The organism is Mesorhizobium sp. B2-5-13 (assembly GCF_006440535.1).
Lineage (GTDB): Bacteria > Pseudomonadota > Alphaproteobacteria > Rhizobiales > Rhizobiaceae > Mesorhizobium > Mesorhizobium salmacidum.
The window spans coordinates 23378-48962 of record NZ_VFUI01000019.1 but is presented as its reverse complement, the minus strand read 5'-3'; the positions used below and the strand labels follow the sequence as shown (position 1 = coordinate 48962).

The 25585-nt window shown below is 64.6% G+C and carries 22 protein-coding genes; 18 read left to right on the top strand and 4 right to left on the bottom strand.

The annotated features are described in order from the left end of the window. Nucleotides 1–6: 6 nt before the first annotated feature. Genes zwf through FJ434_RS24080 form a run of 3 tightly spaced genes read right to left on the bottom strand, consistent with a single transcriptional unit; the run spans nucleotide 7 to nucleotide 4891 of the window. Complete coding sequence (gene zwf, locus FJ434_RS24090) at nucleotides 7–1383, bottom strand: glucose-6-phosphate dehydrogenase (RefSeq protein ID WP_140751791.1); 1377 nt, start codon at nucleotides 1381–1383, stop codon at nucleotides 7–9. Nucleotides 1384–1405: 22 nt separating this feature from the next. Continuing rightward, entirely contained in the window at nucleotides 1406–2422 is a 1017-nt protein-coding gene (gene gnd / locus FJ434_RS24085; RefSeq protein ID WP_140751793.1) for a phosphogluconate dehydrogenase (NAD(+)-dependent, decarboxylating), read from the bottom strand. 48 nt (nucleotides 2423–2470) lie between these two features. Then, nucleotides 2471–4891 carry a glucan 1,4-alpha-glucosidase gene (locus FJ434_RS24080; RefSeq protein WP_140751795.1) on the bottom strand — a complete coding sequence of 807 codons (2421 nt, stop codon included), beginning with the start codon at nucleotides 4889–4891 and terminating at the stop codon, nucleotides 2471–2473. A gap of 209 nt (nucleotides 4892–5100) precedes the next feature. On the opposite strand from FJ434_RS24080, the gene FJ434_RS24075 reads away from it, so the two are divergent. From FJ434_RS24075 to FJ434_RS24055, 5 genes are all read left to right on the top strand, one after another. Continuing rightward, the gene (locus FJ434_RS24075; RefSeq protein WP_027144586.1) at nucleotides 5101–6114 is read left to right on the top strand and encodes an ABC transporter substrate-binding protein; all 1014 of its coding nucleotides are present in this window, start codon (nucleotides 5101–5103) and stop codon (nucleotides 6112–6114) included. Nucleotides 6115–6163: 49 nt separating this feature from the next. Further along, the gene (locus FJ434_RS24070) at nucleotides 6164–7684 is read left to right on the top strand and encodes a sugar ABC transporter ATP-binding protein (RefSeq protein ID WP_246678385.1); all 1521 of its coding nucleotides are present in this window, start codon (nucleotides 6164–6166) and stop codon (nucleotides 7682–7684) included. 16 nt (nucleotides 7685–7700) lie between these two features. Beyond that, nucleotides 7701–8666 (top strand): ABC transporter permease, encoded by a 966-nt coding sequence (locus tag FJ434_RS24065; protein ID WP_246672902.1) that lies wholly within the window; start codon nucleotides 7701–7703, stop codon nucleotides 8664–8666. Nucleotides 8667–8669: 3 nt separating this feature from the next. Beyond that, a complete protein-coding gene (locus FJ434_RS24060; protein WP_140751797.1) occupies nucleotides 8670–9617 on the top strand; it encodes an ABC transporter permease in 948 nt (315 codons plus the stop codon). A 119-nt stretch (nucleotides 9618–9736) separates the two neighbouring features. Beyond that, nucleotides 9737–11818, top strand: a complete 2082-nt coding sequence (locus FJ434_RS24055; RefSeq protein WP_140751799.1) for a 3-hydroxyacyl-CoA dehydrogenase NAD-binding domain-containing protein — start codon at nucleotides 9737–9739, stop codon at nucleotides 11816–11818. A 17-nt stretch (nucleotides 11819–11835) separates the two neighbouring features. On the opposite strand, the gene FJ434_RS24050 is transcribed toward FJ434_RS24055, so the two are convergent. Next, nucleotides 11836–12648: a LuxR C-terminal-related transcriptional regulator gene (locus FJ434_RS24050; RefSeq protein WP_140751801.1), complete on the bottom strand. Its 813-nt coding sequence runs from the start codon at nucleotides 12646–12648 to the stop codon at nucleotides 11836–11838. Between the two features lie 119 nt (nucleotides 12649–12767). Here FJ434_RS24050 and FJ434_RS24045 point away from each other — a divergent pair, with 119 nt between their 5' ends. From FJ434_RS24045 to pcaF, 13 genes are all read left to right on the top strand, one after another. Then, complete coding sequence (locus FJ434_RS24045) at nucleotides 12768–13904, top strand: ABC transporter ATP-binding protein (protein ID WP_140751803.1); 1137 nt, start codon at nucleotides 12768–12770, stop codon at nucleotides 13902–13904. Then, the gene (locus FJ434_RS24040) at nucleotides 13885–15048 is read left to right on the top strand and encodes a spermidine/putrescine ABC transporter substrate-binding protein (protein ID WP_140751805.1); all 1164 of its coding nucleotides are present in this window, start codon (nucleotides 13885–13887) and stop codon (nucleotides 15046–15048) included. The genes FJ434_RS24045 and FJ434_RS24040 overlap by 20 nt, the downstream gene beginning before the upstream one ends. Before the next feature lie 66 nt (nucleotides 15049–15114). Further along, complete coding sequence (locus FJ434_RS24035; protein WP_140510260.1) at nucleotides 15115–15978, top strand: ABC transporter permease; 864 nt, start codon at nucleotides 15115–15117, stop codon at nucleotides 15976–15978. Further along, nucleotides 15978–16790, top strand: coding sequence for an ABC transporter permease (locus FJ434_RS24030; protein ID WP_140716757.1), 813 nt, complete (start codon nucleotides 15978–15980; stop codon nucleotides 16788–16790). The genes FJ434_RS24035 and FJ434_RS24030 overlap by 1 nt, the downstream gene beginning before the upstream one ends. Before the next feature lie 10 nt (nucleotides 16791–16800). Then, nucleotides 16801–17562 (top strand): glucose 1-dehydrogenase, encoded by a 762-nt coding sequence (locus FJ434_RS24025; protein ID WP_140751807.1) that lies wholly within the window; start codon nucleotides 16801–16803, stop codon nucleotides 17560–17562. 285 nt (nucleotides 17563–17847) lie between these two features. Next, nucleotides 17848–18663 carry a hypothetical protein gene (locus FJ434_RS24020; RefSeq protein WP_140751809.1) on the top strand — a complete coding sequence of 272 codons (816 nt, stop codon included), beginning with the start codon at nucleotides 17848–17850 and terminating at the stop codon, nucleotides 18661–18663. Nucleotides 18664–18726: 63 nt separating this feature from the next. Next, nucleotides 18727–19005, top strand: a complete 279-nt coding sequence (locus FJ434_RS29910) for a hypothetical protein (RefSeq protein ID WP_181166087.1) — start codon at nucleotides 18727–18729, stop codon at nucleotides 19003–19005. Nucleotides 19006–19323: 318 nt separating this feature from the next. Then, the gene (locus tag FJ434_RS24010; RefSeq protein WP_246678386.1) at nucleotides 19324–19683 is read left to right on the top strand and encodes a nucleotide disphospho-sugar-binding domain-containing protein; all 360 of its coding nucleotides are present in this window, start codon (nucleotides 19324–19326) and stop codon (nucleotides 19681–19683) included. Nucleotides 19684–19688: 5 nt separating this feature from the next. Then, the gene (locus FJ434_RS24005) at nucleotides 19689–21059 is read left to right on the top strand and encodes a glutamine synthetase family protein (RefSeq protein WP_140751857.1); all 1371 of its coding nucleotides are present in this window, start codon (nucleotides 19689–19691) and stop codon (nucleotides 21057–21059) included. A gap of 2 nt (nucleotides 21060–21061) precedes the next feature. Continuing rightward, nucleotides 21062–22360, top strand: a complete 1299-nt coding sequence (locus FJ434_RS24000) for an FAD-binding oxidoreductase (protein ID WP_140751811.1) — start codon at nucleotides 21062–21064, stop codon at nucleotides 22358–22360. 309 nt (nucleotides 22361–22669) lie between these two features. Continuing rightward, nucleotides 22670–23527 (top strand): CoA transferase subunit A, encoded by an 858-nt coding sequence (locus FJ434_RS23995; protein ID WP_140751813.1) that lies wholly within the window; start codon nucleotides 22670–22672, stop codon nucleotides 23525–23527. Continuing rightward, entirely contained in the window at nucleotides 23524–24318 is a 795-nt protein-coding gene (locus FJ434_RS23990) for a CoA-transferase subunit beta (protein WP_140751815.1), read from the top strand. The genes FJ434_RS23995 and FJ434_RS23990 overlap by 4 nt, the downstream gene beginning before the upstream one ends. A 1-nt stretch (nucleotide 24319) precedes the next feature. Beyond that, nucleotides 24320–25525 carry a 3-oxoadipyl-CoA thiolase gene (pcaF, locus tag FJ434_RS23985; protein WP_140751858.1) on the top strand — a complete coding sequence of 402 codons (1206 nt, stop codon included), beginning with the start codon at nucleotides 24320–24322 and terminating at the stop codon, nucleotides 25523–25525. The last annotated feature ends 60 nt before the right edge of the window (nucleotides 25526–25585 follow it).

The following is a 25585-nucleotide window of genomic DNA, read 5'->3' as shown; positions in this document are numbered from 1 at the left end:
CTCCGTTCATGCCACCGGATCAATCCAGCCATTGGGCGGCCCGAAGCCGGCCATGGCGTCCGCCGGTCCCCACGTCTTCGGCTCGTAAAGATGCGGCGGCGCGGTGTCGCCGAGCACCGGACCGACGATGCGCCAGGCCAGTTCGGCGGCGTCCTGGCGGGTGAAGAGCTGGCCATTGCCGTTCATGGCGTCGCCGATCAGCCGTTCATAGGGCGGCATGTCGCCCTTCGAATCGTCAAGCGCGGTCAGTTCCACCTGCTCGCCGGTCATGTCGTCGCCGGGCGCCTTGCGCTGGGCACCGATGGCGATCGTCACCTGCGGGTCGATGCGAAAACGGACGTAATTCTGGTCGGTGGGCTTGATCGGATCGAAGACGTCGAGCGGCGGCCGCTTCAGCCGCACCACCACCTCGGTGACATGCACCGGCATGTTCTTGCCGGCGCGGATGAAGAACGGCACGTCCTGCCAGCGCCAGGTGTCGACGAAGAAGCGCACCGCTGCGAAGGTCTCGACCGGCGAGTTCGGCGCCACGCCGGGCTCGGCGAGATAGCCGGTGAACTGGCCGCGCACGACATCGTCTTTCGTCAATGTCCGGATGGCGCGCAGCACCTGCACCTTCTCGTCGATCAGGTCGTCGGCGGAGCGGCCGACCGGCGGCTCCATGGCCAGGAGCAGCAGGATGTTGAGCAGATGGTTCTCGATGACGTCGCGGATAGCGCCGACATCGTCGTAGAAGCGGCCACGGCCTTCGACGCCGAAGTCCTCGGCCATGGTGATCTGGACGCTCTCGACGTAATTGCGGTTCCAAATCGGCTCGAGCAGGGCGTTGGCGAAGCGGAAATAGAGCAGGTTCTGGATCGCTTCCTTGCCGAGATAGTGGTCGATGCGGAAGATCGACTGTTCGTCGAACACGAGGTGCAGCACGCGGTTCAGCCAGCGCGCCGACTGCAGATCGTGGCCGAAGGGCTTTTCCACCATCAGCCGCGCGCCATGCGCGGTGCCCGACTGCTCCAGGCCTTGCACGACTGTCTCGAACATGGACGGCGGCACCGCCATGTAGTGCAGCGGCCGCTGGGCGCTGCCGAGTGCCGTCTTCAGCTTCTCGAACGTGGCCGGATCGCGATAGTCGCCGCTGACATAGCGCAGCAGCGACGCCAGCTTGGCGAACACCTTCTCATCGATGGCGCCGAGCGCGCTGACGATGCCGTCGCGAGCCCGGTCCTGCAATTGCCTCAAATCCCAGGCATCGAAGGCGACGCCGATCACCGGTTCGGTAAGCGTGCCCTTGGCGATCATCTGGTAAAGCGCTGGAAATATCTTCTTGTGGGCGAGGTCGCCGGTCGCTCCGAAGAGCACCAGCGTGTCGGACCGTTTCTGGCTCATGCCTGCGTCTCCCCTGCCGCCGTCACTTGCCGTCCTTCGGCTTTTCGATGTGACCGCCGAAGGCATAACGCATGGCCGACAACAGCTTGTCGGCGAATTCGGATTCGCCTTGCGAGGAGAAACGATCGAACAGGGCCGAGGACAGCACCGGCGCCGGCACGCCGGTGTCGATCGCCGCCTTCAGCGTCCAGCGTCCCTCGCCGGAATCCGAGACCCGGCCGCCGAATTGCGCCAGACCCGGATCGCTCTTCAGCGCGCCGGCGGTGAGATCGAGCAGCCAGGAGCCGATGACGCTGCCATGTCGCCACACCTCGGCCACCTGCGGCAGGTCGACGTCGAACTGGTAGTATTGCGGGTTTTCCAGCGGGCTGGTCTCGGCGTCCGCCATACGCTGCCGCTTGCCGGCATTGGCCGACTTCAGGATGTTCATGCCTTCGGCATAGGCGGCCATGACGCCATATTCGATCCCGTTGTGCACCATCTTGACGAAGTGGCCGGCGCCGCTCGGTCCGCAATGCAGGTAGCCATAGGGCGCGGTGCCGGCGGTCTTGTCCGGGGTGGGGGCGCCGGCATCGGCGCCAGGCGCCAGCGTGGCAAAGACCGAATCGAGGTGCTGCACCGCCACGTCGGGGCCGCCGATCATCAGGCAGTAGCCGCGTTCCAGGCCCCAGACACCGCCGCTGGTGCCGACATCGACAAGGTGGATGCCCTTGGCGGCCAGTTTCGCGGCCTGATCGACAGCGTCGTGATAGTAGGAATTTCCGCCGTCGATGACGATGTCGCCAGGCTCCATCAGCGCCGCGACCTGATCGATGATCTTGCCGGTGATCGCCGCCGGCAGCATCAGCCACACGCAGCGCGGCTTGGTGAGCTTGCCGACGAATTCCGCCATCGAGGCTGCTCCGGACGCGCCGTCGCTCACCAGCGCCGCGACGCTGGCCGGATTGATGTCGTAGACGACGCATTCGTGGCCGTCGCGCATCAAGCGCCGCACCATGTTGGCGCCCATCCGGCCCAGTCCCATCATTCCGATCTGCATGGTTTCGTCCTGTTTCCTAGAGATTTGCTGGGTTTGTCGAGGAAGGATCTACTGGCTGTCCTGAACGCCTGACATGACGGAGAAGTCGACATTCTCCCAATCGCCGGTTCCGGGCCAGAAAAAAGTGAAGATCAGCGTGCTTCCGCCGGGGAGGCTGGCCGTGGGCAGATCGACAAGGTGGATGCCGAAAGCGTTCTCCCCCGTCTGGCTGTCGTGGGCGGTTGCCCAACTGTCGGTGCTCCAGTGGACAGTGGCTGCTGCCAGCAATTCGATACGCAGCGTCTTGCCGGCCGGCAGCGCGCGGATCTTGTTGTTGAAGCGCCATGTCCTGAATGGCGAAACGGTGTTGTCCTCGATGTAGCGCCTCACGCCTTGCGGCGGCATGTCGAAGACGGCGCCGTCGCGCAGCGAGCGCAACAGCTTGATATGTTCGGAATGCGCCCAGACCAGCGGCATGGCGCTGCCTGATGGCTTGCCATACAACAGTTCGCGCTCAGGAATATCGGCGCCGTCCCAGACCTGTTCGGGCAGCAGGCCGCCGGGTCCGGCCGACCGTTCCAGCGCATCGAGCAGGCTGGCTGCCTTGTCCTTGCGCCCAGCCGCCAGCTCGTAATGGGCGCGTTCGCCGGCGAGCAGCGGCCACGGCCGGCCCTGGCCGGTGCCGTCGAAGGGCGAGCCATCCTCGTGTTCACCATAGCCGTCGCTGTTGTAGCGGTACCAGAGCGGTCCTTGCGGCAGCTCGCAGCGCAACTGCGCGTCGATGGCCTTGACGGTGCCGACGATGCGCGGATCGTCGGCGGCCCTCAGGCCAAAGCGCACCAGGGCCAGTGCGTCCGGGCTGACGATTTCTTCGACCGGCCGTTCCGTGTCGCCCGGCGGCCGGTTCTTGATCGGGACATAGCCATCCTTCGGCGAGCCGGCATCAGCGCTGTCGGGCGGCGCGATGCGGACGTAGTAGCCGCCGACGCCCACGGCCCTGCAGATGGCGGTGCCGGTGACATAAGTCCAGCGCTCGACCTGGTCGTTCCAGCAGTCGGCGGTCTCGCGCAGATAGCTTGCCGCGTCCCGCTTGCCGCAGGCATCGAGCAGGTCGGCGCCGGCAAGCAGTGCCGCAATCTCGACGGCCAGCGTGAACGGGCTGTAGCCGGCGTCTTCTTCCCAGCGGTCCTCGCCGGTGACGGGACCATTGCGCACGACATAGGACGCCGCGCGCTCAATCATCGGCAGGAAGGCCCTGAGCCTGGCAGTCGGCAGGTGGCCAGCGCGATGCAGGGCATCGGCCAGCAGCATGGGGAAGGCGCATTCGTCCATCTGGATGCCGGGCCAATAGGCGGAGCCGTCGAGCCAGGCGTTCTGCGGCCAATGGCCGTCCGGCTGTTGGATGGAGCGGAGGTATTCCAGGATCTGCAGTGCCGAAGCGGCATCGCCGGCGGCGAGATAGCCGCCCGCCGTTTCGACCAGGTCGCGCGGCCAGACCAGGTGATAGCCGCCGAGATCGTCGTCACCTTTGTCGAACCCCCACGGAATCGACAGGCTGGCCACCGCCGCGCCCGGGATGGCCGATGACCGGTGGGTGGCCAGCATCGCGGTGGAGACGCGGTAGCTGTTTACTCCCGGCACCCCGGGCGTGCGGTCGCGGTCCAGTGGCAGCAGCCCCGCCTGCCATTTGCGCCATTTTTCGACATAGGATTTCGCCGCCGGTTCAAAACCCCGTTTCAGGCTGGCCAAGGCGTTTTCGGCCGCTTCGTCTGGAGTCGCGCCAAAACCCAACGCCAACACTGCTTTTGTGTTGACGGCGGTGAAACCGATCTCGCCGGTCAGCGCTACATTGCCGTCCTCGGCGCGCCGCCAAGCCGGATCGAGCTTGCCGGCATGGTTCAATTGCTGCCAACCGTCGGAGAAGCCGACATAGCCGGCCGAACAATCCCGCCAGGACAGCGACGAGGCCAGCGCCAGGCAGGTGCCGCGCCCCGAGGCAAACAGGACAGGCTTTCCCTGGTACTCGCCGACCCAGGCGGTGTTGCCCATGCCGGCATTGAGCAGATGCGGCGCCAGAAGCGCGTAGACGCGGTAGTCGGTGACGGAGCCCTTCAGCGGGTTGAAGGTGATTTCCTGCAGCAAGGTCGGGCGCGCCGGATCGGCCAGAATGCGCTTCTCGATCCGGTAGGCGCCGTCATCGGCCGTGTTGGCCAGCCTGTAGGCGGGCACGCCGTCCTCGAACGGCTCGATGCCGTGCGCGGCATCCCGCTTCTCCTCGGAGAAATATCCATCCCTGCGGGTGACGATCAGGCCGAGGTCGCGCGTGCAAGCGCTGTCGACGCGCGGATAGTACACCTCGTTCAAGATGCCGTGGCTGATGGTGAACCAGACGCGACTGGACGGCGAAAGCGCCGATCCGACGCCGCTCTTGGCACTAGAGGTCCAGCGCGCGGGAATTCCCGGTGCGCCCGGCGGCACAGTCGGCGTCATGCTTGTTCGCTCTCCTGGCCCGTATGCCTAGCCATCAACCGGAGCCATTTCAATCAGCGCACCGCAAGTTGATCGCCGGCGTACATCGGATTGCAGTTGACAGCCCGCCGGCCTTCTGCACTTTTGTCTGACAATAGATAAAAAACAGGATCGCAACCGCGAAATCGTCGACAACCAAACTGATCAGCAACTCTCGGGAGGAGTATCACATGAAGAAGCTATTGGTTCTCAGCACGCTTGCGGCGGTGCTCGCAGCAGGTACGGCTTTGGCCGACACCAGCGGCAAGAAGATCGCGTTCTCCAACAATTACGCCGGCAATTCGTGGCGGCAGGCGATGCTCGACAGCTACGGCATCGTCACCAAGAAGGCGGTCGACGACAAGATTGTCGGCGCGGCCGATGTCTTCACCACCGCCGACAAGGAGGTGCCGACCCAGGCCGCTCAGGTGCAGAACCTGATCCTGCAGGGCTATGACGCCATCGTCATCAACGCCGCCTCGCCGGATGCGCTCAACGGCGCCATCAAGCAGGCCTGCGACGCTGGCATCACCGTCGTTTCCTTCGACGGCACCGTAACCGAGCCTTGCGCCTACCGCGTCGTCGTCGACTTCAAAGACATGGGCAAGCAGGAAGTCGAGCATATGGCCAAGTTCCAGCCCAAGGGCGGCAATCTGCTTGAAATCCGAGGCCTGGCCGGCACTTCGATCGACGACGCCATCCATGCCGGTATCCTCGAGGGCGTTGCCGCCCATCCCGAGTTCAAGATCGTCGGCTCGGTCACCGGTGACTGGGACCAGACCACGGCGCAGAAGGCGGTGGCGACCATCCTGCCGTCGCTGCCCGACATCGTCGGCATCGTCGACCAGGGCGGCGACGGCTATGGCGCCGCGCAAGCCTTCGCCGCCGCAAACAAGCCGCGCCCGACCATCATCATGGGCAACCGGCAGGACGAATTGAAGTGGTGGAAGGAACAGAAGGACAAGGACGGCTACCAGACCTGGTCGGCCTCGATCGCGCCTGGCGTGTCGACGCTCGCCTTCTGGGTGGCGCAGCAGGTGCTCGATGGCCGCAAGGACATCCCGCACGATCTGCTGGTGCCGTATCTCGCCTTCACCCAGGACGATTTCGAGGCGGCCCTGCCGAAGATCAAGGAGGGCGGTGTCGCCACCCACGAATACACGCAGGAAGATGCCATCGCGGCGATCAAAGCCAATATCAAGTGAAAGTCGCACACGCGTTGCCGCGCGCACCACTGAACGGATATCGTTGAGCATGGCTGCAGGCAATACGGACGTCATCAGACTGAGCGGCGCCGAAAAGCAATTCGGCGCCGCCAATATTGACATCGTAAGACTTGACGGTGCCGAAAAGCATTTCGGCGCCGTCAGGGCGCTGGGCGGGGTGGATTTCCATGTCGGATCCGGCGAATGCGTCGGCCTCGTCGGCCATAACGGCGCCGGCAAGTCGACGCTGATGCACATGGTGGCCGGCACCTCGACGCCCGACAGCGGGACGATCGGGGTGCATGGCGGTATCGAAGAGAACTACTCGGTGTCGCGAGCGCAGCAGCTCGGCATACGCTGCGTGTTCCAGGAGCTCTCGCTCTGTCCCAATCTCAGCGTCGCCGAAAACACGCGCATCAACCATGCTTCGCTCTCCGGCTTCGGCTGGCGGCGCAGGGCGGCCGAGCTGATCGCCGCCAAGCTCGATGAGATCTTCCCGGACCACGGCATCTCGGCCTGGGACATTGTCGGCGATCTCTCGATCGGCCGGCGCCAGATGGTCGAGGTGGCGCGCGCCTTCACGGTGACACAGGACCGGCTCGACCTGGTCATCCTCGACGAGCCGACCTCGTCGCTCGACGCGCACACGGCCGGCCAGCTGCTGGCTTTCGTGCGCCGCTTCGTCGCCGGCGGCAAAAGCTGCATCCTGATCTCGCACGTGCTAGGTGAAGTGTTGCGGAACGCCGACCGCATCGTCGTGATGCGCGACGGCAAGGTGGTGGCGTCGGACGCGGCTGGTGCCTTCGATCGCGACCGGCTGGTGACGGTGATGGGCGGAGCCGAGGCGCGCGAGAAGATCGCCGCACAGGCGGCTGCCGCCAAGCCAGGCGCCAGTCCGCTGCGCGTCCGGGCGCGGCCCGCCGGGCAGACTGACGGTAAGGACCTTGTCGCCCGCGCGGGTGAGATCATCGGCCTTGCCGGGCTGGCCGGGCACGGACAGACCGACTTGCTACTGCGGATCTTTAATGCCGCCGCGCGCGCCAAGGCCGGCATCGAGGTCACGGCGCCGGTGGCGCTGGTGGCGGGCGACCGCCAGTCGGACGGTATTTTCCCGCAATGGTCGATTGCGCGGAATATCGGCATCCGCTCGCTGGGGCGTCTGCGCAACGGGTTGCTGATCTCGCCGCGGCGCGAGGCGGAGCTCGCCGATGCCTGGAAGAAGAAGATCGGCATCCGCACGCCCGATATGAACAACAACATCTTCTCGCTGTCGGGCGGCAACCAGCAGAAGGCCCTGTTTGCCCGCGCACTGGGCTCCGATGCCGAAATCGTGCTGATGGACGATCCGATGCGCGGCGTCGACATCGGCACGAAGCTGGAGGTCTACGACCTCGTGCGCGAAGAAGCGGGTCGCGGCCGCACCTTCCTCTGGTACACGACCGAAACCGAAGAGCTCGACAATTGCGACCTCATCTATGTCTTCAAGAACGGCCGCATCGTCGCCAATTTGACGCGCGACGAGCTGACCGAGGAGAAGATCATCCAGTCCTCCTTCGGCGATGCGGCCTGAAATGACGGCGACGCCAATGGACAATGGCTTCAAGGGGTCGGCGGCACGCAATGCGGCGGCGCGGGCGCGGCTGTTGCGTGGCCTGCTGCCGGCGCTGTCGCTGGCGCTGGTGTTGGCGGCAATCGCCTGGCTCAACCCGCGCGCCATCAGCTATTTCGGCTTCAGCCTGATGCTGAACCTGGCGATTCCGATCGCGCTGGCGACGATCGCGCAGATGTTCGTCATCGCCGGCAACGAGCTCGACCTCTCGATCGGCACCTTTGTCGGCTTTGTCGGCTGCGTCACCGCGACCTGGCTGAAGGACGCACCGCTCATCGGCGTCCTCATTCTCGTCGGGTCGATCGGCATTTATGCGCTGCTCGGCGCGCTGATCCACATGCGCAACCTGCCCTCGATCGTGGTGACGCTCGGCATGAGTTTCGTCTGGCAGGGGCTGGCCATCCTCGTCCTGCCCAAACCCGGCGGCAAGGCGCCGGACTGGTTGCTGGCGATCATGTCCTTCAAGCCGCCCTTCATTCCGTTTCCGATCATCGCCGCGCTGCTGATCGCCGCGGTCGTGCATTTTGGTTTGATGCGCACCTCCTACGGCGTGATCCTGCGCGGGTCCGGCGGCAATCCGGCGGCGCTGCGACGCGCCGGCTGGTCGCTGCTCAAGACCAAGATCGTGCTGTTCGCGCTGGCCGGTCTTTTCGGCGTGCTGTCGGGCATGGCGCTGATCGGCATCACCACCTCGGCGGATGCCAATATCGGCAATGGCTACACGCTGCTGGCCATCGCCGGCGTCATCCTCGGCGGCGGCGAGTTCGTCGGCGGCCGGGTCTCGCCGATCGGTGCTGTCATCGGCGCGCTGACGCTGGCGCTGGCCGCCTCGCCGCTGCTCACCTTCATGCACATTCCGCCCGACTGGCAGGTGGCCGCCAACGGCGCCATCCTGATCATCGTGCTGGCGGCGCGCGTGCTGATCAGCCGCAGGGAAAGGTGAGCGATGGCTTCGCTTAAAACGCTGCTCACAAAACCCTGGATCTGGTCGTTTGTCGGCGCGCTGCTGGTGTGGCTGGCGACGATCGCCTTCACCGGCGGCTATGGCGGCGGCGGCATGGTCACGGCCGCATTGTCGCTTGCCGTGTTCACCGTCATCGTCGGCGTCGGCCAGATGTTCGTCATCACGCTCGGGCCCGGCAATGTCGACCTGTCGCTGCCGGCCAATATCGGCCTCGCCAGCGCGGTTGCCATGAAGGTGATGGGCGGCAGCGATGCCATGATCGTGGTCGGACTGCTGGCGGCGCTCGCCTGTGGTGCCGCGATCGGCGTCATCAACTATCTCTTGATCTGGGCGCTGCGCATCCCGCCGATCATCGCGACGCTGTCGGCGAGCTTCATCATCCAGTCGGTCGACATCAGCTATGGGCGCGGGCTGCAGATCAAGCCGCCGCCCGGCTTCGCCGATTTCACCAACTGGCAGGTGCTCGGCATTCCCGTGCTGGCGATCCTCACCGTGCTGTTCACCATCGGTGCGGCCATCGCCTTGCAGCGCATGATCTACGGCCGCTCGGTGCTGGCGATCGGCCAGAACATCCGTGCCGCCTGGCTCGCCGGCGTCAAGGTCGGGCGCATCCGTTTTCTCACCTATACCCTGTCGGGCGCGCTCGGCGGCATCGACGGCGCGCTGCTCGCCGGCTATTTTCGCGGCGCCAATGTCGACATCGGCAATGAATACCTGCTCGCTTCGATCGCCGTGGTCGTTATCGGCGGCACGTCGGTGGCCGGCGGCAAGGCCAATGTGCCCGGCGTCTGGGGGGCGGCGCTGTTCCTAGTGCTGCTGCTCACCATGCTCAACACATTCGGCGTCAGCGCCGGCGTGCGCCTCTTGCTGACCGGGCTGATCATCGTAGGGGTGATCACGGCTGCGGGCGGCGAGAAGGCGGTGCGCTGACCGCAACGTCCACGGCGCGACCGCAGCCTGTCCGCCAACCATTGGACCAGCCGGTTCCCATTCGCGGCGTGGCCTTGTAAACCGGTCCCCGATCTCAGTCGGTCTTGGGAGGCCTCCACTTGTCCAGTTCTGTCAGCGTCGCGAACGAGGGTGGCGTCGCCATCGTCACCATCGACAATCCGCCGGTAAACGCGTTGAGTTTCCACGTCCGCGAACCGCTGATGCAGGCTTTGGTCGCTTTGCGCGATGACGCATCGGTCGCGGCAATCGTCATTGCTTGCGCCGGCCGGACCTTTGTCGCCGGTGCCGACATCACCGAATTCGGCAAGCCGATGCAGCAGCCGGAATTGCGTGCCATCGTGGCGGTGCTGGAAGCCATTGCCAAGCCGACGGTCACCGCCATCCACGGTACCGCGCTCGGCGGGGGACTGGAACTGGCGCTCGGCTGCCATTTCCGCGTTGCCGATCAAGGCGCAAAGCTCGGCCTGCCCGAGGTGAAGCTCGGCATCCTGCCCGGTGGCGGCGGGACGGTGCGGCTGCCGCGTCTGGTGGGCGCCGCCAAGGCATTGAAGATGATCGTTTCCGGTACACCGATCGGTGCCGATGAGGCATACGGCGCCGGTCTGGTGGATGCCGTCTTCGCGGGCGATCTGACCACCCACGCCGTGAATTTCGCCCGCGAAATGGCTCGCAAGGGTGGTCCGTTCACGCCGGTGCGCGACCGCGACGACGCCCTCAAGGAAACCGACCTTGCCGCTTTCGATGCCGAGGCAGCGGACCTTTCCAGGAAGGCGCGTGGCCTGGAAGCGCCGATCGCCTGTGCACAGGCGGTGCGCAATGCCGTCACGCTGCCCTTCGACGAGGCGCTGGCGGCGGAGCGGGCGCTGTTCGTCAAGCTCGTCGCCAGCGACCAGTCGCGCGCGCAGCGGCATCTGTTCTTCGCAGAACGCGAGGCGGCCAAGCTTCCCGGCAATGTCGTCAAGCGCAGGATCGCCCGCGTCGGCGTTATCGGCGCCGGCACGATGGGCGGCGGCATCGCCATGGCTTTCGCCAATGGCGGCTTTCCCGTCACCTTGCTGGAAACCAGCCAGGAAGCGTTGCAGCGGGGGCTGGCGACGATCGAGAAGAACTATGCCGTCTCGGTCGCGCGCCGCTCCTTGAGCGAAGACGCCAAGCGGCAGCGGCTCGGCCAGTTCAAAGGCTCGATCGACCATGCCGATCTCGCGGATTGCGACCTGATTATCGAGGCGGCGTTCGAGGACATGGCAGTCAAGAAAGAAATCTTCGGCAAGCTCGACGCAGTGGCGAAACCTGGCGCTATCCTTGCCACCAACACCTCCTATCTCGACGTCGACGAGATCGCCGCCTCGACCTCGCGGCCGCAGGATGTGCTCGGCCTGCATTTCTTCTCGCCGGCCAACGTCATGAAACTGCTGGAGATCGTGCGAGCGCAAAAGACCGCGCCGGATGCGCTGGCGACCGTGGTCGACCTAGCGAGGCGGATCGGCAAGGTGGCTGTCGTCGTCGGCGTCTGCCACGGCTTCGTCGGCAACCGCATGCTGGCGGCGCGTGGCTCGGAATTGGAAGCGCTGCTGCTGGAGGGCGCGGCTCCCACCCAGATCGACAAGGCATTCACCGATTTCGGCTGGCCGATGGGGCCGTTCCAGATGGGCGACCTGGCCGGCCTCGACATCGGCTGGCGCAACCGCAAGGCGCGCGGCCTGACGGCCATCATCGCCGACACGCTGTGCGAACAGGGCCGTTTCGGTCAGAAGACCGGCCGTGGCTTCTATCTCTACGAGAACGGTTCGCGCACGCCGGTACCCGATCCCGAGGTCGAGGCGCTGATCCGTGACAAGGCAGCCGAGAAGGGCATCGCGCCGCGCACGATCAGCGCCGACGAGCTCATCGAGCGCACCCTCTATCCCCTGGTCAACGAAGGGGCGAAGATACTGGAGGAAGGGATTGCTGCCCGCGCCTCCGACATCGATGTCGTCTGGGTCAATGGCTACGGCTTTCCCGTCGGCAAGGGCGGTCCGATGTTCTGGGCCAGCCTGGAAGGCGGGGCCAGGATCGTCGAGCGGCTCGAATATTGGCACGAGCGGACCGGCAAGGATGTTTTCAAGCCAGCGCCTTTGCTGAAGCGGATGGCTAAGACCGGCTCCTGGGAAGCCGGGTCAACAGCCGGGATCCGAGGGTAGTCAGCGGCCTGCGGGAATCATCGGATCCGCGCGTCGATGATCTCGACGAAGCGGGCGAAAAGGCCGGCCTGCGACTTGATCTTGAGCTTGCGGTAGATGTTGCGGCGATGGACCTTCACCGTTCCCGGCACGATGCGCATGGCCCTGGCAATCGACTCGGTGGAGTGTCCCTGCAGCACAAGGTCGACGACGTGTTTTTCGCGCGGCGTCAGCGACAGGCTTTTCCAGATATGGGCGCGGTCGAACTCGTTGACCGCGGCTATTTCCTCGTCCTGCTTCGTCTCGGCCGGCTCGTCGGCGGGAAGGGCAGGCCAGCGCAATCGGATGAAGCTGATCACGGTCGGCGCCATGTCGCGCAGCAGCCTGGCATCGGCGGTGCCGAACGGGCCGGAAGTGCTGAGCCGCATCAGCGACAGCACCAGCGCGTCCTTGCCCGGCAGCGGCACGAAGAAGCCGACTTCCTCGGCCAGCCTGGTCTGGCTGTAGTAGGAGCGGAAATATTCGCTGGCGTAGAAACGATCAGGCGCGAGTTCCCGCATGCGCCAGAACCCTTCCTTGCGCTCGACCGCCGCGTGATGGAACGGGTCGAGCAGGTAGGGCCCTTCCTGATAGAGCGCGACGAAGACGTGGCTTTCGGCCGGTGTGAACGTCTCGAACAGCAGCGACGGGCGCGCGGCGCCGCGATAGCCGAAGATCACGCAGTGGTCGAAGCCGACATGCTGCCGCAGCCAATCGACCATCACTTGGCCGAAAAGGTCGCCGCTCGTCTCCCGCGTCGCCGCGACAAGGGTGGCGAGCCGGCTGTATTCGTCGCTGCGGGATCCACTCAATCCATACCCCCTCAAATGAGAAAATAGATCAGATATACCACCCGCGAGGTATATACTAGCTGCCATTGGCTCTGGTAGCGTCTTGAAATCACATCGTCCTGTCGCTGGAGCCCGCAGCCTTGACCGCAGTGCCCGACATCGAATTTCGCGGCGTCACCAAGCGCTATGGCGCGGTGACCGCGGTCAGCGGCATCGACCTTGCCGTGCCACCGTCCGCCTTCGTTGCCCTGCTTGGACCGTCCGGCTGCGGCAAGACGACTTGCCTGCGCATGATCGGTGGCTTCGAGCAGCCGAGCGAGGGCCAGGTGTTCATCCGCGGCCAGGACATGGCCGGCACGCCGCCCTACCGGCGGCCGGTCAATATGGTGTTCCAGCAATATGCGCTGTTCCCCCATCTCGACGTGGAAGCCAACGTTTCCTATGGCCTGCGCCAGGCAAGGCCACGGCTGTCGTCGCGCGAGATCGGCCGGCGGTCCGGCGAAGCGCTCGAAATGGTGCGGCTCGCCGGCTATGGCGGCCGCAAAATCCACGAACTGTCCGGCGGCCAGCAGCAGCGTGTCGCGCTGGCGCGCGCGCTGGTCAACAAGCCGGCAGTGTTGTTGCTCGATGAGCCGCTGGCGGCGCTCGACAAGAAGCTGCGCACCGACATGCAGATCGAGCTGCAGAACCTGCAGCGCGAGATCGGCATCACCTTCGTGCTGGTCACCCACGACCAGGAGGAAGCGCTGTCGATGAGCGATTTCGTCTGCGTCATGAATGGCGGGCGCATCGTCCAGCTCGGCCAGCCGAGCGAGATCTATGACGAGCCGGCCGACCTGTTCGTGGCCGATTTCGTCGGCAAGACCAATCTTCTTGCCGGCAAGGTTGCCGGTCATGCGGGTGATCTTGTCAGCGTGGCGCTGGCGGACGGCACCGTCATTGCGGCGCGCAAGCGCACTGCCCTGCAACAAGGCGAGACCGTCTCGGTCAGCCTTCGTCCTGAATCACTCAGCCTTGGCGCTCCGACAAGCGGTCCGCTCAAGGGCGTTGTTCGCAACCGGATTTTCCTGGGCTCGACGGCGGAATACGCGATCGAGGTCCAGGGCATCGGCACTTTGCTCGCCAAGGCTGATCACCTGATCGGCCAAGGCAATCTCTTCAAGCCGGGCGAACCCGTCGCCATCGGCTATGCCTCCGGAACGCCGCTGGCGTTTCCGGAAACCAAGAACAACGGGACCAACCAGAGGGTAAACAAACATGTCGAAATCATATCGTGACGGACTGCCGATAAGCCCCGAGAATTTCGTCGACCAACTGATGCGCCTGAAGCGTGGCTCAATCGGCCGCCGCGACTTCCTCGGCCTCACCGGACTCGGCATCGCGACGGCGGTGATGGCGCGCGAGATCGGCATCATGCCGACGCCGGCTTTCGCCGCCGAAAGCCTTGGCGACCGTATGTCGATCGCCACCTGGCCGAACTACCATGACCCGCAGACCTTCGAGAACTTCAAGAAGGACACCGGCGTCGCCGTCGAGGTCAACGTGTTCGGCTCCAACGAGGAGATGCTGGCCAAGCTGCAGGCCGGGGCCTCGGGCTGGAGCCTGTTCGTGCCGACCAATTATACCATCTCGACCTACAAGAAGCTCGGCATCATCGAGGCGCTGGAGATGGCGAAGCTGCCGAATTTCGACGGCACCCAGGAAGATCCGCGCTTCACCTCCGAGGGTACCATCGAGGGCACTATTTACGCCGTGCCGAAGAACTGGGGCACGACAGGCTTTGCGGTGAACACCAAGAAGCTCACCAAGCCGATGACGAGCTGGAAGGAATTCTGGGATACCGCCATGGCCGAGGGCGACAGCCGCACCATGGTGCATGACTACCAGCTCACGACCATCGGCAATGCGCTGAAATATTATGGCTATTCGTTCAATTCGCTGAAACAGGACGAGCTCGCCAAGGCGGAGGAGTTGCTGCTGAAGATCAAGCCGCACCTGTTCGCCGTCTCATCCGACTACCAGCCGGGCATGCGCGCGGGCGACGCGTGGATGACGATGTGCTGGACCAATGACGGTGCGCAGCTGCATCGCGACATTCCCGAGATCGCCTATGTGCTTGGCAAGGAAGGCGGCGAGATCTGGACCGATTTCTATGCCATCCCGAAAGACGCGCCGAACAAGCCTGCCGGCTATGCCTTGCTCAACTATCTGATGAACCCGCAGGTCGCGGTGAAGGAGCACCTGGCCAATGGCGCGCCTTCGACCGATGCGCGGGTCAACAAGCTGCTGCCCAAGGAGGTGCTCGACAATCCGATCCTCTATCCGGCGGCGGACCTGTTGACGCCGCTCGAATTCGGCGCGGCGGCGACGCTGACCGATCCGGGCCGCGCCGAACTGATGGCGCGCTTCAAATCGGCTTGAGACTGGCCTGAACAAAGACAATCGACCGGCGGGCCCATGTCCGCCGGTACCGGGGCGGTTTTTCAAATGCACGGCAACAGATTTCGGCATAATTTCCTGACTGCCTTGCTGCTCGCGCCGGCGACAGCATGGCTGATGGTGTTCCTGGTGCTGCCGTTCATCGCCATCGCCGTGTTCAGCGTCGGCGAGCGGGCGCCCGAGGGCGGCTATCAGGCAGCCTTCACGCTGGCGCAATACGCCAATCTTCCGGCGCGGGCGACCGCGTTCTGGAACACGATGGTGCTGGCGCCGGTGGGCGCGCTTGCCTGCCTGCTCGTTGCCTATCCGGTCGCCTATTACCTCGCCTTGCAGGCGCCGCAGCGCTGGCGGCTGATCCTGCTCGCGCTGGTCGTCATTCCATTCTGGACGAGCCTTTTGATGCGGACCTATGCCTGGATGTACATTCTGGGCGGACGCGGCATACCGGCGCTGCTCGCCTTTGCAGGCATTGAGGATGTCAGGCTGATCAACACGCCGGGCGCCGTCCTGCTCGGCATCGTCTACGGCTATCTGCCGCTGATGATCCTGCCGATCTATGTCAGCCTCGAGCGGCTCGACCGGAGGCTGCTGGAAGCCTCCGCCGATCTCGGCGCGACGCCATTGTCAACCTTTCTGGGCGTGACCCTGAAGCTGTCACTGCCGGGCGTGATGACCGGCTTCTCGCTGGTCATGATCCTGCTGCTCGGCGAATATTTGATCCCGACGTTGCTTGGCGGCGGCAAGGTCTTCTTCATCGGCAATGCGCTGGTCGATCTGTTCCTGCAGTCGCGCAACTGGCCATTCGGGTCGGCCATCGCGATCACGCTGGTGCTGGTTTCGGTGGTGGTGCTGATTGCCGCCAACCGCATCTCGACCCGGGTCTCGGGCGCCCGCAGGGTGGACCTGATCTGATGCGCGCCTTCGTCATTGCCGTCTTCGCCTTCCTCTATTTGCCGATCGTGCTGGTCGTGCTGTTCTCCTTCAATGCCGGCCACCATGCCAGCGAGCTCACCGGCTTCTCCGTGCAATGGTATGGCAAGGCGCTGTCCAACCCGTTCCTGGTCGAGGCGCTGAAGAACAGCCTGTTCATTGCCAGCACCAGCGCCCTTCTGGCGGCGGTGTTCGGCACCGCGGCAGCCCTCGGCCTGGCGCGTGTCGGCATCAGAACCCGCGCCGTCTTCGACGGATTGCTCGGCGCGGCGATCGTTGTTCCCGGCGTCGTCATCGGCATCTCGACGCTGGTCGCGCTTGTCCAGCTGTTCGCGGTCGTCAATCCGTTCCTCGCCTCAGTCTGGCCCGGCGACCAACCGCCGCGCCTGTCGCTCGGCTACGGCTCGATCATCGCCGCGCATGGCCTGTTCTCGATGGCGCTGGTGGCGATGATCGTCGGCACGCGGCTGGGCAGCCTCGACCGCAATCTGGTCGAAGCGTCGAGCGACCTCTACGCCACGCCGCTGACGACGTTCCGCTCGATCGTCCTGCCGCAGATCATGCCGGCGGTGGTCGCCGGTTTTCTGCTCGCCTTCACCTTCTCCTTCGACGATTTCATCGTCGCCTTCTTCGTCGCCGGCGCGCAGACGACGCTGCCGATCTATGTCTTCGCCTCCATCCGGCGCGGCGTGACGCCGGAGATCAACGCCGTCGCGACCATCGTGCTCGTCGCTTCCGTCCTGCTCGTGGTGCTTGCCCAATGGCAGCTGCGCCAGCGCAGGCCATCAAACTGAAAGCCGCTCCATGATCCTCAAAGACCGCATTGCCGTGGTGACCGGCGCCGGCTCCGGCATCGGACGTTCTGGCGCCATGATCATGGGCAGGGAAGGCGCTATGGTCGTCATCGCCGACAGGGATGCGGCCAACGGCGAGGCAACGGCCTCAGGCATTCGGGCAATGGGCGGCCGGGCCGAGGCTATCGCCACCGATGTCGGCGAGGACGCGGCTGTTGAGCAACTCATAACCCGTACGCTGGAAAAGCATGGGCGCATCGACATCCTGCACAATCATGCCGGCATCCAGGTCGGCGGCACGCTGACCGAGGTCGAGACCGACGGCATGGATGCCTCCTGGCGGGTCAATGTGCGGGCGCAATTCCTCGCGGCCCGGATCGTCATGCCGTCGATGATCGCGCAAGGGGGCGGCGTCATCCTCAACACGGCTTCGAATTCGGGCGTCTTCTACGACCGCGAGATGATCGCCTATGCGACGTCGAAACATGCCGTGGTGGCGATGACCAGGCAGATGTCGCTCGACTATGCCCGGCACAATGTGCGCGTCAACGCGCTCTGCCCGGGCTGGGTCGACACGCCCTTCAACGAGCCATTCATCGCCCAGATGGGAGGACGCGCGGCGATCGAAACCTATGTCCGCACCAAAATCCCGATGGGGCGCTGGGCCGTGGCCGAAGAGATCGCCGAAGCGATCCTGTTTCTCGTGTCGGACCGATCGTCCTTCATGACCGGCCAGGCGCTGGTGATCGACGGCGGTGAAAGCATCGGCTGAGACTTCTGCTTTTATCTATCGCCCTACCTATTCAGCCCCCTTTTTCCTGCGGTTTCGCGTGGCGCCGGACGGCACAAGACCAAGGTCTGGCTGGCATGGGACTTCAGTGCCATCGCAAGTCAAAGGCAGTGAATTCCGTTGCTTTTCAGTGGCTTACGTTTCCGGCTTGGCGCCCGCTCTCGGATTGCGACCGCATTTGTTTAAAGTTTACCGGGTACAATTAGCGATTTCTCATACGCAGATGGTTCAGCGGTGGGCGAGAACGCGATTCCCGAGGAGATTACCATGACAAACCGGAAAACTCTGTTCGCGGCGCTGGCTGCATTGGCGCTTCTGGCGTCTCCGGCGCTCGCCGGCAATGGGCATGGCAACGGCGGCGGCAATGCTGGAGGCAATGGCGGCGGCAACGGCAATTCCGGGGGCAACGGCAATAGCGGCACCCACGGGAATAGTGGCGGCAACAGCGGCGCTTCGCACGGCAAGTCGTCGTCGGCACCGGGACGGGCAGCCAAGACGGAAACGGACATCACGGCCAGCACCACGGTCGATACAGAAGTCTCGTCGAAGCAGAAGAACATCCACGCCAAACTCGGCCGGCTGAACTCGCTGCAGCGCAACATCAACGCCTATATGAACTCCAAGAGCAAGAAGTTCGGTGCCATTCAGGCATTCGTGACACAATCGGCGAAAGCCAAGAATGCGCAGACCGCGGCTGCGGCGGCTGCCACCACGGCTGCCGCTGCCCAGGCCCAGCTGGATGCGCTGAATTCGCAGCTGAGCGCACTGACGTCGCTGTCGCAGGCCGAGATCGACGCCATGACACCCGAACAGCAGGCGGCCCTGCCTGGGCAGATATCGGCCTTGCAGGCCGATGTCACAGCTCAGCAGGCTGTGGTCGCCGCCGATAATGCGGCTGCCGACGAAGCCGCGGCCGCGGCAACCGCGGCAGCGGTCGGCACCGATGACGCATCGCTCGACGCGGCGCTGACGGACATGGCCAACAAGCCTGTCGACGCCGAGGTCACGGCCTGGGCCCAAGGCGTCCTTGGCGGCAAGATCGACCAGACGGCGGCCAAGCTTCAAGCGGGAACGACGCCGTAGCGGATCGTCACTGAACGGCAGTAGCCAGTCAAAGAAGATGCCGCTGGGCTTCGCCCGGCGGCATTGTTTTTCCTGGAGCCGTTCCCGTTTAACGACAAGGCGATGTGCAGCACGTTCAAGGCGCTTATGGCGGCGCTCGTCCTGCATCGTGTCGACGGCGGCATCGAGCAGCTCGACCGCGGCATCAAGGTTCCGCATGACGCCGCCGTCGCCAACTCTCCGACGACCAGAATTCGCCGGCAGCGAGATGACGGTGGCGCGGTTGTGCGAGGCCGCCGTGACCGTCAGCGACAATGGCGGCCAATCTGCTGCTGGCGTCCTTTGGCGGGCCGCCGCAACTGACGGCGTCTTCCGGCCGAGGCAATCGTTGCGCGAACACCTCAATACACTCGACCATCTCGAAAACCGGAAGTATGAAATGGGTGCCGATCTGTTTCGCGTCCACCTGCGCCTCGCAGCCGGCGACCGCAGGCGGCCAGGCACGGGGCCGCACTGTTCGGCGCGATCAGCCGGCCGGATTGAAGAGGATGAATTGACGCGTAAAGCCAGCCCGACCATGGCGCTGTTTTCCAAGACGGGCTCTGGCGCCGCGCTGAATTGCATCGGCATCGCACAGGCCTTGCGGGCCCGGGGCGCCCAGCCTTCATCCAGCATCGCGCGGTGCCCGACAATGTCTATCTCGACGCTTGGTTTCCGCAGCTCTCGGTGGTGGCGAAGTCGGACCTGTTCATCCACCACGGCGGCAACAACAGCTTTTGCGAAGCGCTGCGTTTCGGCGTGCCGTCGCTGATCATGCCCTATTGCTGGGACGGACACGACAATGCGCAACGCGCCGGAGAGACCGGCGTCGGCGACCATATCGGCCGTGACGGCTGGACCGAAGGAGGATTGGAGAGAGCCATTCTCGGCCTGCTGGCCGATGACGCCATGCGCGCCCGCCTCAACAATGCAGCCGAGATGGCGCTGAAACCCGGAACGGACGTGGCCGCGCAAGCCATACTCTCCCTGATACGGACATGAACGAAATGCTTGATAAGAACACGAATACCGCAATCCACGACCCCAAGGCCTGGCTCACGCAGCACGGCATCAATGAGGTCGAGTGCCTGGTGCCCGACATGAATGGCGTGCTGCGCGGCAAGGCGCTGCCGACGGCCAAATTCCTCAAAGCGCTGGAAGACCGCGCGCTCTATTTGCCGAGCAGCGCCTTCCTGGTCAGCATCGATGGCCGCTATTCCGGCTCTATCGACGAGGGTTTTGCCTATTCGGACCCCGACATGCGCATGGTGCCCGATGTCTCGACGCTGTGCCTGGCGCCGGGCGCTGGCGCTGGCAAGGCCTATGTCTTTGCCGACGCTTTCCATATAGACGGCAGGCCGTGGATGGCCTCGCCGCGCCATGTGCTGCGCGCCGTGCTCGATCTCTACCGCCAGCGCGGCTGGCGCGCGGTAGTGGCGCCGGAACTCGAATTCTATCTCACCGCACACAATCCCGATCCGGACAAGCCGCTGACCGCCCCGCTCGGCGCCAATGGCCGGGCCGAGGGCGTGCAGCATCCCTATGACATGGCGGCGCTCGAGGAGTTCGAGCCGGTGATCCGGCGTATCTATGACTATTCAGCGGCGGCCGGCCTGCCGCTCGACACGCTGATCCATGAATCGGGCACGGCGCAGCTGGAAATCAACCTGCTGCATGGCGACGCATTGCCGCTGGCCGACCAGGTGCTTTTGTTCAAGCGGTTTACGCGGCAGGCCGCGCAGCAATGCGGCATGCATGCGACCTTCATGGCCAAGCCGATCGCGGCCCAGGCCGGCAGCTCGATGCATCTGCACATGTCCGTCGCCGACGAGGCCGGCAACGCGCTTTTCGCCAGCGCTGACGATGCCGACACCACGATGTTCGGCCATTTCATCGGCGGCCTGCAGAAATATATTCCCGAAATCATGCCACTGTTCGCGCCCAACGTGAACTCGTTCCGCCGCATCCGGCCCAACCACAGCGCGCCGGCCAATATCGAGTGGTCGCATGACAACCGCTCCTGCGGGCTGCGCGTGCCGGCGGGAGGGCGCGCCGCAAGGCGGGTCGAGAACCGGTTACCGGGCGCCGATTGCAATCCCTATCTGACGATCGCCGGTTCGCTGCTTGCCGGCTATCTCGGCGTCGAGCAGAAGCTGGCGCGCTCGGCCGAAGCCTCGGGCAACGCCTACAAGATCAGGAGCACGCTGCCGAAGACCATGGAGGAAGCGCTCGACCGCTTCACGGCTTGCGACCCGGTGCGGGAATTGCTCGGCGAGGACTTCTTCCAGACCTATGTGCGCGTCAAGAGCGTCGAGCTCGACCTGTTCCAGAGCGTGGTGACGAGCTGGGAACGCGACCACCTGTTGCTGAAGGTGTAACCGTGGCATCTTCAACGGGTTTCAATTCCGGTCTCGATATCGGCAAATCCTACTACGTCGCCACCGCCAATCCGGCGCGGGACCATCCGGCGCTCGCCGGCGATGTCGATGCCGACCTGGTCGTCGTCGGCGGCGGCTGCACCGGCCTGTCGGCCGCCCTTCACGCCGCCGAGCGCGGCCTGAAGGTCGTGCTGCTCGAAGGCGGCAGGATCGGTTGGGGTGCGTCGGGGCGCAATGGCGGCCAGATGATCCCCGGCCTGCGCAAGGGCGCCAAGGGTTTGGTCAAGCTCTATGGGCCTGAGCGCGCCAAGGTGCTGTTCGACCTTGCCTTCCAAGCGCGCGGACTGGTGCTCGACATCATCGAGCGCAACGCCCTCGATTGTGATCTCAGGCTGACCGGCCATCTGGTCGGCGCGGTCAACGGCTCCGACCTCAGGGATCTGGAAGAGGAGGCCAGGTGCCTCGAGAGCGTGATGAAATTCCGCGACATCGAGATACTCTCGGCGGCGGACGCGCGGGCCAAGGTCGACACGCCTTATCATGGCGCGATGTACGAGCCGCTCGGCGGCCACATGCATCCCTTGAACTACACGCTCGGCCTTGCCCGCGCGGCCGTCGCGGCCGGCGTCACCATCCACGAGAATTCGGTGGCCGTGAAGCTGGAGCGGGAGCCGTCGATCCGGGTTTCGACGGCAAAGGGATCGGTCCGTGCCAGACATGTCGTGCTGGCGGGCGATGCGCTGCTCAACGGGCTGGAGCCGCGCGTCAACAGCCGAATCATGCCGGTCGGCAACTACATCGTCGCTACTGAGCCGCTGGAGGGCGCTCGCAACGTCATCCCCGCCAATGTCGCGGTGTCCGACACACGCTTCGTCGTCAACTATTACCGCATGTCGGCGGATGGACGCCTGCTGTTCGGCGGCGGCGAGCGCTATACGCCGTCACCGCCGGCCGACATTGCCGGCTTCGTGCGGCCGCACATGGAAAGCACCTTCCCGCAGTTGAAGGGATGCCGCATCGACCACGCCTGGGGCGGACTAGTGTCGGTGACAACGTCGCGGCTGCCGCATGTCGGGCACTATGGCGAGGTCTATTTCGCGCATGGCTATTCCGGCAAGGGCGTCATCCTGTCGACGCTGTCGGGCAAGCTGCTCGCCGAAGCGATCACCGCCGATGCCTCGCGGCTCGACCTGTTCTCGACGCTGACGCCAATGCCGTTCCCGGGTGGGACGGCCTTGCGCGGGCCGCTCTATGTGCTGGGAATGCTGTGGTACGCGATGCGGGATAGGCTCAAGCATTGAGGGGCGCTTATTTAGAAGCTGGCGGGCCGGCGCCCCTCCGCCCTGCCGGATATCTCCCCCACGAGGAGGGAGATCGGCAGCTTTGGCGCCCCGCCGTGTCCTGCAACGTTGGAATTTGGCGAAAGCCGGCGTGATATCCGGTCTCCCCCCAAGTGGGGGAGATGCCCGGCAGGGCAGAGGGGGGCGCTGACTCACCGACTTGGAAAGTTCAACAGGCTTCTCAGACCACAAAGAAATCCTGCTAGAAAATATCACATACGGTACTTTTGTTCGCAATGCGAACTTTGTTGAATCCTGAGGGCCGCTGCGATGGTCAAGTTCCTGCCGCTCAAACAGGCCGTGGCCGAGAACCTCAGCAATGGCGACACGGTTGCCTTCGAAGGCTTCACCCATCTGATCCCGATGGCGGCAGCGCACGAGGCGATCCGCCAGGGGTTTCGCGACTTGACCCTGATCCGCATGACGCCCGACCTGATCTACGACCAGATGATCGGCATGGGCATGGCGAAAAAAATCGTCTTCTCCTATGTCGGCAACCCCGGCGTCGGCCTGCTGCGGCGCGCCCGCGATGCGATCGAGAACGGTTTCCCCCGGTTGATCGAGATCGAGGAACACAGCCATGCCGGGATGGCCAACGCCTATGAAGCGGGCGCGGCCGGCCTGCCCTGTGCCGTGTTTCGCGGCTATCGCGGCGCCGGGTTGGCTGACGTCAATCCCAACATCAGGTCGGTCACCTGTCCGTTCACCGGCGAGGTGCTGGCGGCGGTGCCTTCGATCCGGCCCGACGTCACCTTCATCCATGCGCAGAAGGCCGACAGGAAAGGCAATGTGCTGGTCGAGGGCATCATCGGCATCCAGAAGGAAGCCGTGCTGGCGGCGAGGCGCGCCGTGGTCACGGTGGAGGAAGTCGTCGACAATTTCGACGACCTGCACCCCAATTTGACCGTGCTGCCGCGCTGGACGATCGCGGCGATCTCGGCCGTGCCCGGCGGCGCGCATCCGTCCTACGCACATGGTTATTATGTCAGGGACAACGCCGCCTATCTCGAATGGGATGAGATCGCCGCTGACCGCGAGAAATTCCAGGCCTGGATGCAGGCGAACGTCATCGAAAGAACCAGCGATGATTTCGCGGCCCGCGTCGAACATCTGAGGAAAGCGGCATGAGCCAGCTCGCCTTTACCCCCAACGAGATGATGACGATCGCCGCCAGCCGTGCGTTGAAGAACGACGATGTCTGTTTCGTCGGCATCGGCGCGCCGTCGGCCGCCTGCAACGTCGCGCGGCTGACGCATGCGCCTGACATAACGCTGATCTACGAGAGCGGCACGATCGGCACCGCGCCCGACGTGCTGCCGCTGTCGATCGGCGATGGCGAATTGTGCGAGACCGCCGTCACCACCGTCGCCGTGCCGGAGATGTTTCGCTACTGGTTGCAGGGCGGCCGCATTTCCATAGGTTTCCTCGGTGCCGCTCAGCTCGACAAGTTCGGCAACATCAACACCACCGTCATCGGCGACTATTTCCATCCCAAGACGCGTCTGCCCGGCGGCGGCGGCGCGCCGGAGATCGCGACATCGTCGAAGGAGATCTACATAACCATGGCGCAGACCAAGCGCGGCATGGTCGAAAAAATCGACTTCTTCACCTCCTTTGGCCATGGCGAAGGCGACGACCACCGCCAGCGGCTGGGCATCGACACATCGGGCCCGACATTGCTGGTCACCGATCTCGCCATCTGGAAGCCGGATCCGGTGACCAAGGAATTCACTGTTGTTTCGATGCATCCCGGGGTCACCCGCAAGCAGGTGCAGGAGAGCTGTGGCTGGGTGGTTAAGTTCGCCGAGGCGCTTGACGAAACACCGGCGCCAAGCGAACTCGAACTGAAGACATTGCGCGACCTGCAGGCCCGCACCAAGGCGGCGCATGAAGGAACCGGAAAAGGGAAGGCTGCCTGACATGGCCGAGGCCTATATCTGCGACTACATCCGCACGCCGATCGGCCGCTTCGGCGGTTCGCTATCTTCGGTGCGTGCCGACGATCTTGGCGCCATCCCGCTGAAGGCTTTGCTTGAGCGCAATCCCGGCATCGATTGGCAGGCGGTCGACGATGTCGTCTATGGCTGTGCCAACCAGGCCGGTGAGGACAACCGCAACGTCGCACGCATGGCGCTGCTTTTGGCCGGCCTGCCCCAGGAAGTCCCCGGCTCGACCGTCAACCGGCTGTGCGGCTCGGGCATGGACGCGCTGACCATCGCCGCGCGTGCCATCAAGGCCGGCGAAGCGGAACTGATGATTGCAGGCGGGGTGGAATCGATGAGCCGTGCGCCCTTCGTCATGCCCAAGGCCGACGCTGCCTTCTCGCGCAATGCCGAGATTTACGACACCACCATCGGCTGGCGCTTCGTCAACCCGCTGATGAAGAAGCAGTATGGCGTCGATTCCATGCCGGAAACCGGCGAGAACGTGGCGGAAGACTTCGCTGTTTCCCGCGCGGACCAGGATGCCTTTGCCGTGCGCAGCCAGGACAAGGCGGTCGCGGCCCAAGCCAATGGCCGGCTGTCGAAGGAGATCACCCCGGTGACGATCCCGCAGCGCAAGGGCGATCCGGTCGTGGTCTCGAAGGATGAACATCCCCGCGCCGGCACCACGGTAGAGACGCTGGCCAAATTGCCGACGCCGTTCCGGCAAGGCGGCACGGTGACGGCGGGCAATGCATCCGGCGTCAATGACGGCGCGGCGGCACTGATCGTTGCCTCGGAAGCAGCTGTCAGGAAATACGGGCTGACGCCGATCGCCCGTTTCCTTGGTGGGGCCGCCGCCGGGGTCGCGCCGCGCATCATGGGCATCGGCCCGGCGCCGGCGACGCAGAAGCTGTGCGCGCGGCTTGGCCTGACGCCAAAACAGTTCGATGTCATAGAACTTAACGAAGCCTTCGCCTCACAAGGCATCGCTGTGCTGCGCCAGCTCGGCATTGCCGAGGATGCGCCGCAGGTCAACCCAAATGGCGGCGCCATCGCACTTGGCCATCCCCTGGGCATGTCGGGCGCCCGCATCTCAGGGACGGCCGCACTTGAGCTGCGCGAACGCGGTGGCCGCTACGCGCTGGCCACCATGTGCATCGGGGTCGGCCAGGGCATTGCCGTCGCGCTCGAACGGGCCTGATCGTCGGTTCTCGGCTCGACAAGACCATGGTCAGATTCGGCGCTTCGCCAAATTTGACCA

Coding starts and splice junctions, on each gene's coding strand:
- zwf (WP_140751791.1), bottom strand. CDS start 1,383: ATGAGCCAGAAACGGTCCGACACGCTGGTGCTCTTCGGAGCGACCGGC.
- gnd (WP_140751793.1), bottom strand. CDS start 2,422: ATGCAGATCGGAATGATGGGACTGGGCCGGATGGGCGCCAACATGGTG.
- FJ434_RS24080 (WP_140751795.1), bottom strand. CDS start 4,891: ATGACGCCGACTGTGCCGCCGGGCGCACCGGGAATTCCCGCGCGCTGG.
- FJ434_RS24075 (WP_027144586.1), top strand. CDS start 5,101: ATGAAGAAGCTATTGGTTCTCAGCACGCTTGCGGCGGTGCTCGCAGCA.
- FJ434_RS24070 (WP_246678385.1), top strand. CDS start 6,164: ATGGCTGCAGGCAATACGGACGTCATCAGACTGAGCGGCGCCGAAAAG.
- FJ434_RS24065 (WP_246672902.1), top strand. CDS start 7,701: ATGGACAATGGCTTCAAGGGGTCGGCGGCACGCAATGCGGCGGCGCGG.
- FJ434_RS24060 (WP_140751797.1), top strand. CDS start 8,670: ATGGCTTCGCTTAAAACGCTGCTCACAAAACCCTGGATCTGGTCGTTT.
- FJ434_RS24040 (WP_140751805.1), top strand. CDS start 13,885: ATGTCGAAATCATATCGTGACGGACTGCCGATAAGCCCCGAGAATTTC.
- FJ434_RS24035 (WP_140510260.1), top strand. CDS start 15,115: ATGCACGGCAACAGATTTCGGCATAATTTCCTGACTGCCTTGCTGCTC.
- FJ434_RS24030 (WP_140716757.1), top strand. CDS start 15,978: ATGCGCGCCTTCGTCATTGCCGTCTTCGCCTTCCTCTATTTGCCGATC.
- FJ434_RS24025 (WP_140751807.1), top strand. CDS start 16,801: ATGATCCTCAAAGACCGCATTGCCGTGGTGACCGGCGCCGGCTCCGGC.
- FJ434_RS24020 (WP_140751809.1), top strand. CDS start 17,848: ATGACAAACCGGAAAACTCTGTTCGCGGCGCTGGCTGCATTGGCGCTT.
- FJ434_RS24005 (WP_140751857.1), top strand. CDS start 19,689: ATGCTTGATAAGAACACGAATACCGCAATCCACGACCCCAAGGCCTGG.
- FJ434_RS23995 (WP_140751813.1), top strand. CDS start 22,670: ATGGTCAAGTTCCTGCCGCTCAAACAGGCCGTGGCCGAGAACCTCAGC.
- FJ434_RS23990 (WP_140751815.1), top strand. CDS start 23,524: ATGAGCCAGCTCGCCTTTACCCCCAACGAGATGATGACGATCGCCGCC.
- pcaF (WP_140751858.1), top strand. CDS start 24,320: ATGGCCGAGGCCTATATCTGCGACTACATCCGCACGCCGATCGGCCGC.